Genomic DNA, 13,659 nt, shown 5'->3' with positions numbered 1-13,659 from the left:
ACCCAATTTTTATCACCTACAAACCAATAACCAACCAAGACAATGGCACACAAGGCAACTTTGAAAATTGACAGCAAAGAATTCGAGATTCTCTCCTGCTCCTACAGCTTTCACCAGCACGTAAATCCCCACACTAATGAAACGACTTCCGAAGTGTTCGGCGGCAACATCGACGTCTCGATTGAAACCCGCAACGCTGACGCCAAGATCATTGAACTGATGGTGTTGCCGCATAAGGACGACATCAGCGGCAGCATCGAGATGAAGAACCAGAAGGGCGAGGAACTGCGTACCATCAAGTTTGAGCACTCCGCCATCATTAACTTCAGCGAGTCGTTCAGCCTGTCGGGGGCGGGCACGGGCACCCAGAGTTTCACCATCTGCTCCCGCGACTTAGACGTGAACGGCCAGAAACTGAAGCTGCAGCGGGAGTAAACGAAAGAGAGGTCTATCAAAATCTTCCCGGAAAGCCATAAACTTTTTCGGGAAGATTTTATAATCATCCACACAATGATACCACACGCCATTCTTCATGACATGCGATTAGCGGGCAGAGCGCCGGGATCGAGACAGGGCTACCGGCTTTACAGAACCAATGGTAATGTGTCGCTGAACTGGACGCTGAATCATATTAAGAACGACGCACTTGAACAGGGAGGCATTGATGTGCTTCATATTTATTGCCATGGTTATGTTGGTGGGGCTGACGATACCGTGCGTCAGATGAGTGTTTCATTTGGCGGGCTGGGTCTGGAGTTAGGGCGTGAAAGCCTCACATTTGAGACGACCAGCAAGATGCGTATCCTGAAAAATACGGTCTCAAAAATTGTCGTTCATGCCTGCGCGGCTGCCGACAGCAGCGGAGCGCATTTGGACCTGTTTGCGGATGGAAGACGGCTTATGGGCGAGATAGCGTTGCATTCAGGAGCCTACGTAACGGCGGCTGATCAGATTCAATGGTATACGCACTCCCGAAGTTCACGCATTGATTTTGGCGACTGGGAGGGTAATGTGCTGATGCTTTCGCCCGATACCGGATTGCCAGTTTTAGTGGGTTCTTGACGGGCTGAAACTCATCATCACACGATGTCATCTCCTATTATTTTAGGCTTTGAGCCGGGCGAAAGTTTATCGTCTCTAAACTCCATCATACTTGGAGTTGGTTGGTCCTGGGGAACGGTCACGATGCCGTTTACGCCCCTTGAGTTTACCCGTGAACGCATCGCCCGCGTATTAGGACCGGGAAGTGGTTACTTAAACGGTCATCTTCCCCTCACTAACAAAGCCTTCTACGAAGATACGTACTCGAAGCTGCCGCTGGTTGAGCAACGGAAGTTCTGGGGTGAAAAAAATACGGTAGCCAAACAGGTGCGCGGGGTGGCCGTTGGCATTAGCGGGGGAAAGTTGCTGAAGGCAGCCGCCGAAGCCGCTTTGGAAGGAATAACGTTGGTTGTTGCCAAGGTAACCCTGAAGCTGATTATCGGAAAAGTAATAGAAAAGCACTTGAAAACGGTGTCCCTCGACGCGCTGCAATCCTCAACGAGTGGCGATGCTACGTTGTACGGTCTGAACGGAAATGATACCTACAATTTATACATGATTGATTTCAACCGGGGGACAAACATTTTTTTTATCAATGCGGGAATCGGTGCGGTCGCTGCTGCATCCCTGAATTTAGCGTTCGTTGGTCCGTTTCCATCCATGCCAAGCACCATGCCACTTCAGGATCTACCCGACTACATCTGGGATTGCGCTAACAAGGCGGTTGCCTTTACCGTGATAAATGATGCAGCTCTTGGTCTGATCATGCCGGGGGGCAGCATTTCGGTTATTTCGTCCTGACACCGGCCTGTTTACCCGGACGCCAACAGAGCAGTTTATCCCACTTTTACAGTCAACGTCATGCCTTCGACAACGCAACTCATCGCTACGGCTGAAGTAATTATAAATGGCATACCCCTGCCCCGTTTCAATAATGTCTACCTGAATCAGCCGTTTGAAAGCCACCATACGTTCGAGATCAGCCTGTCGCCCGATATGCTACCCGGCCGCACCCCTGTGGTTCGGCTCAACGACCTGGCCGATAAATTCGTGGGTGAAACAATGACCATCAAATTTAAACAGGGCGTGTCGATTGGGGGCGTGGTGAACAGCCAGCAGGGGCAGGTGTTTCGGGGCATTGTTACCTCAGTAAGACTATCCAGAGCGCAGTCCAATACCACTTCGATTATCATTTCGGGGAGCAGCCCCACCATCCTGCTGTGTGCCGGACCGGTGTGGCGCTCGTTTACCGATAAGACCCCAAAAGACATCATCACCAAAATGACGGATGCGGTTGGGCTGAACAGTAAAATTGATCCCCAGATGAACACGCCCTCTGGCTATACCGTGCAGTATGCCGAGGACGAATACACGTTCATGCAGCGCAGTGCGCAGGTATGGGGCGAGTGGATGTTCTACGATGGCGAGACGTTTATATACGGGAAAAAGGCCCGCCCTTCGTCCTCGCCGGTTACCCTGAACCTCGGCGTTAATCTGTTCGACATGGAGTATGTCCTGCGGGTAACTCCGCTCAACGGCAACTGGCTGAGTCATAATTATTTAGACAATCAGACGCTTGAAGCCCCATCGTCAGGCTCCGTAGCGGGTCTTCAGACATTAGCCAAAATAGCTGCGGACAAGGCTGAAAAGCTGTTCAATGTCGTACCGACGCAGGTTGATTCGGGCCTGCATACCAGCAGCAGCCTGCAGGATGTGGCCAAACGCAGCAAAGCTAAACAAGCCAACGAACTGGCCGTTTTGCAGGGCCGCACCCCCGAAATGGAACTCCGGGTAGGCAGTACGATCAAGGTAAAAGAAGGCATCTACAGCGTTGCTGACTCCAAATTGGGCGCTGTTAAATTAGACACAATCGACTACGGGCAGTTTGTGGTCACGCGCCTGACGCACTACGTCGATGCCAGGGGGGTGTATCAGGCAAGCTTCGAGGCTATTCCGGAAGCAGCCGACCAGGCCCCCGTCGAGTACCAGGTTCCGCCCTATGACCTCCGGTCGGACCTCGCCGTTGTTAAGGACATCAATGATCCCCAGAAATTGGGCCGGGTGAAGGTGCAGTTCCACTGGCAGAATGACGACAACCTCACTACGGACTGGATTGCGGTATCGCACCCCATGAGCGGTCAGGATCGGGGCGTTTATTTCATTCCTGAACTGGACGAAACCGTTTGGATCAATTATGAATTTGGAAGCCCGGAATTTCCGTTTGTTACGAGTTCGTGGTATCACCTGAAAGCAACGCCCGGCGAACTGTTCAATAAGGACAACAACATCAAGGGAATCGTTACCCGCAGCGGCAATCACCTCATTATCAATGATGAAGCCGGGAAGGAAAGCATTAAAATTTATAACAAAGACAAGAAAAACAGCATCGAACTCTCCCTCGACGGAACGCACATCACAATCAAAAGTGATGGCAACATCAATCTCCAGGCGGGTGGCGAGATTAACATGACGGCGGGTGGTAACGTCAGCATCGAGACAAAGAAAAACGTGGGTGTGGTGGCCACAAAAGCCATTGATCTGGTAACTGACACGGACGACATTGGGCTTTCTTCAGGTAAGGAAATATCGCTGATCGCCACGACTGCCCTGAAAGAATCCGCGAAAACTATTGAAATCACGGCCGACATCAGCGCTTCGGTCAAGGCAACCGCTCAACTCGAACTGGAAAGCAGCGGCCCAGCCACGCTGAAAGGACTTCCCGTGATGATTAACTAAAACCATGACCGACTACTACGCCATACCGCCTTCGTTTGGGGCGCTCACCAAGCGGGAACCGCTCGACAAACTGCCGCTCAGCGAGTCGGTGGCGCAGAACATTGCGCTGTACCTCGCCACGCGCCCCAACGAGTACCACTACGACCCGCAGTATGGCTGTATTCTGCACAACTATGAGTTTCACGAGCTAAATGACACGCCCAACAAGGATCAGATCAAACGGGCGGTTGAGGAATTTCTGCGCAAGTTCGACAAGCGCATTGAACCCGACCGGGTAACGGTGGAAGTCGCCGATGTGGAAGAGAAAGTAGACGGGCGCAACCCCCGCATCTGCCGCTACGTGCAGATCATGGTGCGCTGCCGATTAGTGCAAACGCGGGAGATGTTGCCCGACATGAAATTCCGCGTTGTGCGCTACTCGTAAGCAAAAAACCAAACACACCACTCTAAAAACGTAACGATGACTCCACAACGCCAACGATCCCGCGAAACCATTCGCAGCGAGATGATTCGGGAAGTAGCCCGGCTCTGGAACTACGACGAGTCGGATATGGCCATCGAACGGTTCGACCCGCTCGTTGGCCTGTTGCTGGGGGCGTTTGCCAGCGGGCTGGAAGGGCTGCACCACGAACTCGAAAATTCCCGCAGCCGGGTGGTGCAGCGGCTCGCTCAACTGCTCACGCCCGACGTGATGACGGGGCCGCAGCCCGCCCACGCCGTTATGCGGACGCGGGTGATCGACCCGTCGTTTGCCATTCAGCCCACGCATTTGTTCTCGTGCAGTGTGGGCGGTAAGGACATTCATTTCTCGCCTGCGGGAACGTTTTGGCTCACCAACGTAGCCATCAAAACCATCATACTGCAAAACAAAATCAGGGAATACGGGCCGTCGGTGAAGGAATCGTTTCTGAATCAGGTCCTGCCCGCCAACGAGTGTTGGCTGGGATTGGCCGTGGACGAGGACGTGGCCACGCTGGAGGAGTTGACCCTGTTTTTCGACTGGCGGAACGATGCCCAGCGGTCGGTTCATCTGGAACAGGTAGCCGACGTGCGGCTGTTTCTGAACGGTACGGAACTGAGCAGCCAGCCCGGCCTGCCCGAAATGCCGTTGGCCGATGGCGAGTCCATGTCGGGACAGATGCACCAGCGCGTCCAGCGGTATTACGGTCGCCATTTTCTGACGGTCAGCAGCGTATCGAAAAAAACGGGCGAAACCCTGCCACTGGCCAACTGCCGAACCCGGTGCCCGGCCGAACTAAGTCAGGTGATTACCCCGGAAGAGGGCGCGAAGCACTTCACACCCGAATTAGTGTGGCTGAAGGTCGTATTTCCGGAGAGCCTGTCGGCCGAAACGACCTACCGAACGCAGATCGAGGTGAACGCCTTCCCGGTCGTCAATCGCCGACTTTGCACCGATACGCACGAACTCCGCCCGTTGTTCAACGTTTTCCCCGTCCGGGTCGATGCGCAGGAATCGTTTCTGGAAATGGCGGGGGTAGAGACACCGGGTGGTGTCACCATTGGCCCGGCCCAGCAACTCACCCGCGACAGTCAGCAGCAGTACGTGCTACGGCAGGGGGGCATGACGCGTTTCGACGAGCGCGACGGCTACGACATGATCACGTATCTGCTCAGCCTGCTGCGCGACGAAAGCGCGATGTTTATGGCCTTGGGGCGCAGCGAACTGGAAACGGAAGTTGAGGAGATCAGAAAACGACTGGAGAAAATAAACGCGGCTGTCGGCACCGGGGGCGAACAAAGCAGCTTCCTGACTGTGAAATCGCCCGAGAAGTCGGGTCGGCTGACGATCCGGTTCTGGTGTACCCGCGCCGAGCAGGCAAACAAAATTCCGTTCGGTACCAAGCTCAGTAAGGACCGGACCCAGGTGGTTTTTGTGGAGGACGAATCGTTGCTGCTGACCACCACAACGGGTGGAAAAAATCCGTTAGCCCCCGACGATAACCTGCCCGCTTTCCGGCAGGCGCTGCTCACGCGCGGCCGGGTGGTGACGGTTGAGGATATCAAAGCGGTGTGCTTTGCCGAACTCGGCGATAAGCTTAGTGCCGTTGCCGTTACGAAGGGCGTCTCGCCGGGGGCTACCAAAACGCAGGGCTTGGTCAGGACTATCGACATTGTGCTGACGCCCAACCCGGCCAAAACTACAACTACCGACCAGTGGGACGAGTACGGCCACCGCTTGAAGCACCTCATTGAACAACAGTCATTTACGGTATTACCGTACCGGGTACTACTCAACCAACAGGGCCGAACCACTGCGGTTGGTCTATTTGCCTGACTGCGACGATGATACGAGTTGATGAGCTAGATGCGCTGCTGAGTCAGACCGCCACCAAACGGCTGCGGTTCGAGAACATCATTAACGAACTGCTGGACGAGGGGCTGCTCACCAAGAGTGAGTTGGTGATCCGGCCGGAGCGCACGTCGGCTTACAATTTCGAGCGTGACGTTCGGGATATTACCGACCGGTCTGACGACCGCAACGAAACGCGTTGGCAGGTGGGTATCCCGCGCGACGGATTCTACGACACCCTGCCGGAGCGACTGTTTCACCGGGCCAAAAAACGAACCAAAGACGAGGATGAGTGGGCCGAAATCCGGCAGCAAGAAGAAAAGCAGGAACAGGAGTCCCGGCATTTCTTTTTGCCTTTCGATAACGAGTTTAACCATCAGAAGGCAAAAATTGCCCAATTTGAAACCCGTACCGTCGCAGGTGACGACGACCTGTTGCTGGTTGAACTACTTCGGGTTATGGCCCCCCACGTGGCGGTCGACATGCTGACGCCCGCGCAGAAACTGACGCTGTTCCTCATTATCGTGGGAGCCTGGCAAACGGTGGGTAACTGGGAGCGGACGGCCGAGTGCTTCAGCCAGTTTCTGGGTGTGCCGGTTGGCGTTCGATACGGTCGGCAGACGGCCGGGACTGCGCAACCCAGCTCCGCCGACCACTGGCAGCCAGTGAAGCTGGGCAGCGGGCGGCTGGGGGTGGATTTCGTGTTGCCGCAACCCCCCAATGTTGACTTTGGCGGGCTGATTCGGCTGACGATTGGCCCACTGACGGATGCGCAGTTGACCCATTATCTGCCGGGGGGCGCTGGTCTGCGGCACGTGAGCATGCTGGCCGATTACCTGTTGCCTGCCGAAGCCGACTGGCGAATGAATGTGCTGACCGACGAGACGACGGGAGGTTTCTGTCTGTCGAAGGCAGGAACAAGTGGGCGGCTGGGTCTCACTACCACGCTGACCTGATTTGCCGTTGCATCAACGCCTGTTGGCCCACATGAATGGATTGACGACTAAGTCCGTACCAACCGAGTAGGTTAAAAATGCTCTTATTCTATGAAAACTGACGTTATCCTTGTCGTTTCGCTATATGTCGTGATGGCTATTGGCTGCCTGATTGGGCTAACCGTGCGCCACTCGGCGAAGGCGGTTTTCACCAAAAAGCTATTGCTCTATGCCTTTGGCGCCGTCGCCGTTGCGGCTGCTGTGGGCGCGGCTTTTGCCCGGTCGGAGTCGCTCGTGACGGTGTTCTGGTGGCTCGAAGCCCTGGCGTTGTTGCTGGGGGTGGTACACTTACTGGCGTCGCACCGGTTGTTTCCGTACATAGCTGAAGGCCATCCAGCCGGGGACCATCCAGTCGGGGGCCATCCAGCCGGGGGAACGTTCTGGTCGGAGATGCTACTGGCGGGGGCCATGCTTTTTCTGATTGCGGGGGCCTTCACGGGTTTGTTCCAGGGGTTGCAGCGGTCTGATCGGTTCCTGCCCGCGCTGGTTCTGGGTCTGCTGCCGTTTTTGTTACCGCTGTTGTTTTGGTACGCCTATACGGCCTGGCTCGTTATTCCGCCCAAGATCTACCGCAAGTGGTTTTATCCCGTCGACCGGGCCGTGCCGCTCATCGAACTGAATGATACAGTCCGGCTGAATTTTCGCGTGGCAAAAGCCCCGGATGTCTCGGAATTAGCCGAGTACACCGTCAAAGCGCCCATCGACCGGACCCTGCACGATCTGTTTCACTACATGATTTATTCGCATAACGCTGAGGAAAATCCCGAGCAGCCAATTCTATACCATGAGCATAACCACGAGGGCAGTTTGCTGGGCTGGATTTTCTATAAACAATCGTTTTTGGGGCTGTCGAAGCAGTTTCTGGACCCCGCCCTGACCTTAACCCGTAGCGGTATAAAACCTAACGACGTAATCATTGCCCGAAGTTTTACGAATGATTGACCCCACCCCAACCCCTCTACACGATGTTGCCCGAATTAACACACTGGCCGGTGAACTGGGCCGATGGCATGAAAATCACCCGTCAGCATTTGCTGGGGAATGATAATGCTTTTCGCGATGCCACGCGTGATGTGGGCGGAATGCTGCTCAGTCCCCTCAATTACGGGTTGCTGCCACCCGCACCCGGCAAAGACAGTCCACTCGTACTTACCTGCGATGGGCAGGAACTGATCCTGAGCGTGTGCCGGGCCGTTACGCCTGGTGGTGCACGCATTGAACTCGACGCGGCCCAGCCTCCGCTTCGTTTGGCCCTGAGCGCAGCCCGCGACGAGTGGATGCGTTTAGGACAGTCGGCGGGCTACGCCGTGGTCGACGTGAATCCGTTTGAGCCACAACCCTGGGGGCAGCCCGACCCCGACGAAGTGCCGCTGCGATACCCGTTCACCACGCCGAACTATCGGCTGGGGGCCGTGCCGCAGGCGGTGCTGGCCAGTTCGGTGTCGGCGGCTTTTCACCTGCCCGTGGGTCGGCTGACGCTGGCGAATGGCTTGTTCAGTCTGTCGTCCGATTACCTGCCCCCCTGCCGAATGGTGGGCGTTTTTCCGGCCATGCAACAGCAGTATTTAGCTATTGGAAGCCGCATGGGTGAAATTGCCGGTTTCGCCACAGCCATTGTGGTGCGGGTGCGGACCAACGCCCGGTCGGGTCAGGCGAACCTGCTGGCCACTACCATTGGCTACCTCGCCGAAGCAACCATCCGAACAATTGCCGACAATCTGGACGCCTTTCAAATACGGGGCAGCTATGAGCCGCCGGTGTTTGTCGCTGAATTTGGGATGCGGTTTGCCAGGGCACTTACCCTGATGATTCGCAGCACCCCCGACCGTGAGAAAGAGGCCATGTTCAATTATTTCAAGAACTGGTGCGGCATCAGCCCCGTGCAGTTCGAGACGGCCATGCAGGAAGTGCTCGACATGGACTATGCCCACGCCGACTGCCAGCCGGTACTGTCATCCATTGTGCGTCTGTGCGACCTGATCATTGCGCTCTACGGTAAGTTGAGCCAGTTGAACTACGTCGAAAAAGATAAAGACGAATTTTTCGTAGACCGCCAGGACACCCCCGTTGCCAAAAACGGCAATAAGGGAAGCTTTTGGGGGAGGTGAAAGCAGTCAGTGAGTTGGTCAGTTGGTGAGTAGCTGACGCAAAACTTACTGACTGACTGACTCACCGACTCATTGACTAATCAACTGATAAAAAATGGGACAGCCAGCCGCCCGCGTAGGGGATATGCACATTTGCCCGATGGTGACGCCGGGTGTTCCGCCAGTGCCGCACGTTGGCGGGCCAATTATGCCGCCCGGCGGGGTTACGGTACTGATTGGCGGAATGCCAGCCGCCTGCATGGGCGATATGTGCGTCTGCGTCGGCCCGCCCGACAGCATCGCCCTCGGCTCGACAACGGTACTGATTGGGGGTAAACCAGCCGCCCGACTGGGTGACATGACAGCCCACGGCGGCACAATAACAGTCGGTCTGCCGACGGTACTGATTGGCGGGTAATATAACGGGGTTGGGGTAGGGTCAACCACAAACCGTTTTTAACTAAGCATAAACAATGAACGCATCCTTTATCAAATTTCTGCTCGTCACGCTCGCCATTGGTGGGGGCATCGGTGCGTTGATTTACGCGCTCAACGGGCAGGGCGCATCGGGCGGACCTGGAACATCGGCTGAGCAGGAAACGCTGTTTCTGAGCGATGTGCAACAAGCCGACAGTCTGCACATCAAATTCAAAAAAACGGACCCCGTCGAGCAGGCGAGTGCGTTTTCTGATCTGCGGTTTAAGCAGGAGGAAGCCATTGGCCGGATGGAAACGGGTTACAAAGCCGATACCGTATTTCGGGCACTGTCCCAAACCACCGGTCGCAACTACAGCAAACTGCTGGGCACGGTGGCGTTGCAGGCCAGTGACCGGGAAACGAAAGCCGAAACCAAACAGCAGCTCATCGACCAGATTGCCAGTCTGAAAACCGATGTCCAGAGTCTGGAAACGCAGCTAATGCTGAAACAGTCCAGTCTGGAAAGTATGCGGGCCATCAAAGCGACACAACAGCCGTAAAAGGAATGAATAATGTATTACTATTCTCTCTATGAAACCCCTCAACCAAACCGAACGAACCCGCCGATGGGGCCAGTTTGTGGCCCTTTACGCCACACTGCTGGTGCTGACAGCACTGTGCTGGTGGCTCTCGCTGTCCCTGATTCCCCGGCTCACCAACGTGCAGCAGAATCAGACGATGCAGGAAATGGCTGCGTATCGGCGGCAGTTGAAAGGCCCCGATGCCATGCTGGCAACGGTTGAGCAGGGTGCTCCCCTGACCGACAACTGGCTGCGGAGTTTTTACGCCAGCATCAGCGCCTTGGATCAGCAATTTCCCAAGCCGCTGTTTATGGCCACCACCAACAGCTACCGGCAACTGGCGGGTGAATATGAAAACGCCCGCCGGGCGGGTGACGCTGGGCTGCAACTGATGAACGCGCAGAAGATTCAGTTAGACGCCCGAAAAGCGCAACTGCTGGCCGCGCTGGCTTCGGCCGGGGCGGAGTTGAAAGTGATTGCGTCGGCACCAGCGTCCAAACCCCCCGGTGCCGGTTCGGCACCAGCCGCTGCCCCCGCCGGACCCGTTATCAACGCGGCTCTGTTGGGGCCGTTCAAACCACTGTTGATTTCGGGCAGTGGCGAGTTTGGCAAAGGCAGTCCTGAAGTCAACATATCGGCGCAGTTTATGATCGTTCGGGAGCGGCAGGTGGTGCTGGGCGTGTATTTCGAGACGGGCGGAGCCGACGCCGGTACACTGGCTAAAATAACGGAACGAAGAAAACTCTACACCGCCCCGCCCGGCTATAAAATCGTGGGTCTGTCGGTGCCAGAGCGTACCCCCTGGCGCATCAACTACGTCGATAAGACAATGCATCCCGATAAATTCGAAGTGGCTGACGGGCTGCTGACGTATGTGGTGCAGGGCAATACGGCTGGTCTGGACATTGGGGCGTTGGGCGGCAGTACGCTGTCGATTCAGTTGAAGAAGGCCATCAGCGTGGAATTGGAGAAAGAGAAAGAGTAAGAGAGACTGAGCAGTAGCCAAACCCCCACGCATTCAAAACACAACCACAAGCTTTAAACACACCATTGTATATGAAACTGACCATGCTGTCGACTGGCGTTGTTGCCATCGTCCTGCTGATGACCGGGCCGTTAACGTCCTCTGTTCAGGCGCAGGATAAACCACTGACCCGCAAATATGCCGGGGGATTGAAAATGAACCGGACGCGCTCGCTGACGGTCCTGAACAAGGCCCCGCTGGCCACCCGCAGCTTTGCCAGCCTGCCGAGTCAGGTTTCGTATGAGCAGTTTTGCCCCAGCGTTGGCGATCAGGGGCGGCAGGAAACGTCGGTGGCGTTTGCCACGGCCTACTACCTGCGCACGATTATGGAAGGCAAAGAGCAAAACGTGACGCAGCGGCCCAAGCTCGATCAATCGCGGTTTTCGCCGACGTTCGTTTACGATAAAATTCGTGATCCAAAAGACGTAAACTGCCAGGGGGGCGGCACCATTGAAGAAGCGCTGGAAGTGCTCAAAACCGCCGGTGTTCCCCGGCTGAAGAGCCTGGCGTATCCGCTGTGCAATCAGGCCGTGTCGCCTACGGTGACTAAAGAGGCCGCTCAATTCAAAATCAGTGATTATCAGCAGTTATTTGCCGATCCCACCAACCCCGATCAGAATGTGCTGGCCGTGAAAAAAGCCCTCGCCGAAGGCAATCCGGTGGTGGCCGGTATTGGCGCTCCCCTGTCGTTTGAAGAAGCCCGCGCTGTGTGGGAACCCGCTCCGAACGAAAAAGCTGACGATGTTTTGTATAATCAGGCCATCTGCGTGATTGGTTACGATGATAAACTGCACGGCGGGGCATTCCGGATTGTCAATAGCTGGAATACCGGCTGGGGCGAAAAAGGCTTTTGCTGGATTCCATACGGCTATTTCGGGCGGTTTGTGCTCAATGCTTTTCAGGTGTACGGGGGCAATCGGGACGTGGAAAGTCAGTCCGGCGCTGTGGCGCTGAACCCTACCACCGGGGGCGCAGCCGACACCCGGCGCGGGTCGGCCGAACTGAAGCTGAACGATGGAACGGCCATGCCCGTGACGCGGCAGGCCACGCGCGATCTGCGAGTCGTGGCCGACGAATCGGCCCCTACCGATATTCGGCCGTATCGGATGATTCAGGCGTATCCCACCAATACACGGTTTAAGTTTTTTTTGAACAACTCCGAAAATGCGTACGTCTACGCACTGACAACCGGCAAGTCGGGCGATTTTGAGAAGCTGTTCCCGGCCGACGAACTCATCAGCCCCTTGCTGGGACCTAATACCACGATTGCCTACCCGGACGAGACCCATTCGATTGTGATGGAGAAGCATAAAGGCAAAGATTACCTGCTTATTCTGTTCTCGAAACGACCGCTTAACGTAGCTGGCCTGCTGAAAGCCCTCGACCGGAAAAACGGTTCGCTCGATAAACGCTTGGCCGACGTACTGGGCAATCAACTCGTGCGGCAGGATCAGATTCGTTACCAGGCCGATCAGGTGGCGTTTGACGTGAAGCCCGGCGCAACAGGCAATGTTGTGCCGTTGCTGATCGAATTTCAATATAAGTGAGGGGTAACCTTTCATCCCGTTTGTGGTTGTTTTATGGAACATGTGTTGCACACCCGGTTGTAAGCCGGTACTTTTGAGCACACATCTGCCCTATCATGAGCGATCTTTTTACCGCTGCCTCTATTATCAGTTTGCTGACGCTGACGTTCCTGGAAATCGTTCTGGGAATCGACAACATCATTTTTATTTCGATTGCGGCTAACAAACTGGCTCCGCAGGATCAGGGCAAAGCCCGCAATATCGGGCTGATTCTGGCCATGGTTTTCCGGCTGGTTCTGCTGGCGGGTATCTCGTTTGTTATCTCCCTCAGCAAGCCGTTTACCTTCATCGACACGGGCTGGTTCCGGGCCGCCCTCACGGGTCAAAGCCTGATTTTATTTGCCGGGGGGCTGTTTCTGCTCTACAAAGCCACCTCCGAAATTCATCATAAACTGGAAGGTGCCGACGACGAACAGGATGCTGGTACGGCTCAGAAGGGACGGGCAACCGTCAGTAACGTTGTAACGCAGATTGCCATCACCAATATCGTTTTCTCCATCGACTCCATCCTAACGGCCATCGGCCTGACGCAAAACGTCACGATCATGGTCATTGCCGTTATCGTGTCGGTCGTTATCATGATGTTTTTTGCCGGGCCGGTGGGTAAGTTCGTCAACGAACACCCCACCATTCAGATGCTTGGTCTGGCGTTCCTGATTATGATTGCTTTTATGCTTATAATCGAAGGGGCGCACCTGTCCGAAGTCGTGTTCTTCGATCAGGAGGTTGGCACGGTACCCAAAGGCTACCTGTACTTCGCCATTGCATTTTCACTGCTGGTCGAATTTTTGAACATCCGCCTGCGCAAAACCCAAAAGCCCGTTCAGTTGCGTACCTACGAAGGCCAGCCCCAACGCGATAGGATGATTTAAGGCCTTTAT

The 13,659-nt window shown here is 55.4% G+C and carries 14 protein-coding genes; all 14 read left to right on the top strand.

The window, feature by feature from the left end:
- The first annotated feature begins 42 nt into the window (after positions 1-42).
- The 14 genes from tssD (at position 43) to ACYVHB_RS17580 (ending at position 13,650) form a co-directional block, all read left to right on the top strand.
- Entirely contained in the window at positions 43-435 is a 393-nt protein-coding gene (gene tssD, locus ACYVHB_RS17645) for a type VI secretion system tube protein TssD (protein WP_461053091.1), read from the top strand.
- 75 nt (positions 436-510) lie between these two features.
- Positions 511-1,062 carry a hypothetical protein gene (locus ACYVHB_RS17640; RefSeq protein ID WP_461053090.1) on the top strand — a complete coding sequence of 184 codons (552 nt, stop codon included), beginning with the start codon at positions 511-513 and terminating at the stop codon, positions 1,060-1,062.
- A gap of 24 nt (positions 1,063-1,086) precedes the next feature.
- Complete coding sequence (locus tag ACYVHB_RS17635; protein ID WP_461053089.1) at positions 1,087-1,842, top strand: hypothetical protein; 756 nt, start codon at positions 1,087-1,089, stop codon at positions 1,840-1,842.
- A gap of 60 nt (positions 1,843-1,902) precedes the next feature.
- Positions 1,903-3,777, top strand: a complete 1,875-nt coding sequence (locus ACYVHB_RS17630; protein WP_461053088.1) for a phage baseplate assembly protein V — start codon at positions 1,903-1,905, stop codon at positions 3,775-3,777.
- Between the two features lie 4 nt (positions 3,778-3,781).
- Entirely contained in the window at positions 3,782-4,201 is a 420-nt protein-coding gene (locus ACYVHB_RS17625) for a GPW/gp25 family protein (RefSeq protein ID WP_461053087.1), read from the top strand.
- A gap of 36 nt (positions 4,202-4,237) precedes the next feature.
- Positions 4,238-6,073 (top strand): hypothetical protein, encoded by a 1,836-nt coding sequence (locus tag ACYVHB_RS17620; RefSeq protein ID WP_461053086.1) that lies wholly within the window; start codon positions 4,238-4,240, stop codon positions 6,071-6,073.
- A gap of 8 nt (positions 6,074-6,081) precedes the next feature.
- Positions 6,082-7,044: a type VI secretion system baseplate subunit TssG gene (locus ACYVHB_RS17615; protein ID WP_461053085.1), complete on the top strand. Its 963-nt coding sequence runs from the start codon at positions 6,082-6,084 to the stop codon at positions 7,042-7,044.
- A gap of 90 nt (positions 7,045-7,134) precedes the next feature.
- Positions 7,135-8,025, top strand: coding sequence for a TssN family type VI secretion system protein (locus ACYVHB_RS17610; protein WP_461053084.1), 891 nt, complete (start codon positions 7,135-7,137; stop codon positions 8,023-8,025).
- Positions 8,026-8,048: 23 nt separating this feature from the next.
- Positions 8,049-9,191: a hypothetical protein gene (locus ACYVHB_RS17605; RefSeq protein ID WP_461053083.1), complete on the top strand. Its 1,143-nt coding sequence runs from the start codon at positions 8,049-8,051 to the stop codon at positions 9,189-9,191.
- Positions 9,192-9,285: 94 nt separating this feature from the next.
- Positions 9,286-9,588 (top strand): PAAR domain-containing protein, encoded by a 303-nt coding sequence (locus ACYVHB_RS17600; protein ID WP_461053082.1) that lies wholly within the window; start codon positions 9,286-9,288, stop codon positions 9,586-9,588.
- Between the two features lie 55 nt (positions 9,589-9,643).
- A complete protein-coding gene (locus ACYVHB_RS17595; protein WP_461053081.1) occupies positions 9,644-10,147 on the top strand; it encodes a hypothetical protein in 504 nt (167 codons plus the stop codon).
- 31 nt (positions 10,148-10,178) lie between these two features.
- Positions 10,179-11,153 carry a hypothetical protein gene (locus ACYVHB_RS17590; protein ID WP_461053080.1) on the top strand — a complete coding sequence of 325 codons (975 nt, stop codon included), beginning with the start codon at positions 10,179-10,181 and terminating at the stop codon, positions 11,151-11,153.
- 71 nt (positions 11,154-11,224) lie between these two features.
- On the top strand, positions 11,225-12,739 hold the full coding sequence (locus tag ACYVHB_RS17585; protein WP_461053079.1) for a C1 family peptidase: 1,515 nt from the start codon (positions 11,225-11,227) through the stop codon (positions 12,737-12,739).
- Positions 12,740-12,834: 95 nt separating this feature from the next.
- A complete protein-coding gene (locus tag ACYVHB_RS17580) occupies positions 12,835-13,650 on the top strand; it encodes a TerC family protein (protein ID WP_461053078.1) in 816 nt (271 codons plus the stop codon).
- Positions 13,651-13,659: the final 9 nt, after the last annotated feature.

Source organism: Spirosoma arcticum (genome assembly GCF_054779955.1).
Note: the sequence above shows the minus strand (reverse complement) of the source record. Positions and strands in the feature narration are given on the sequence as shown.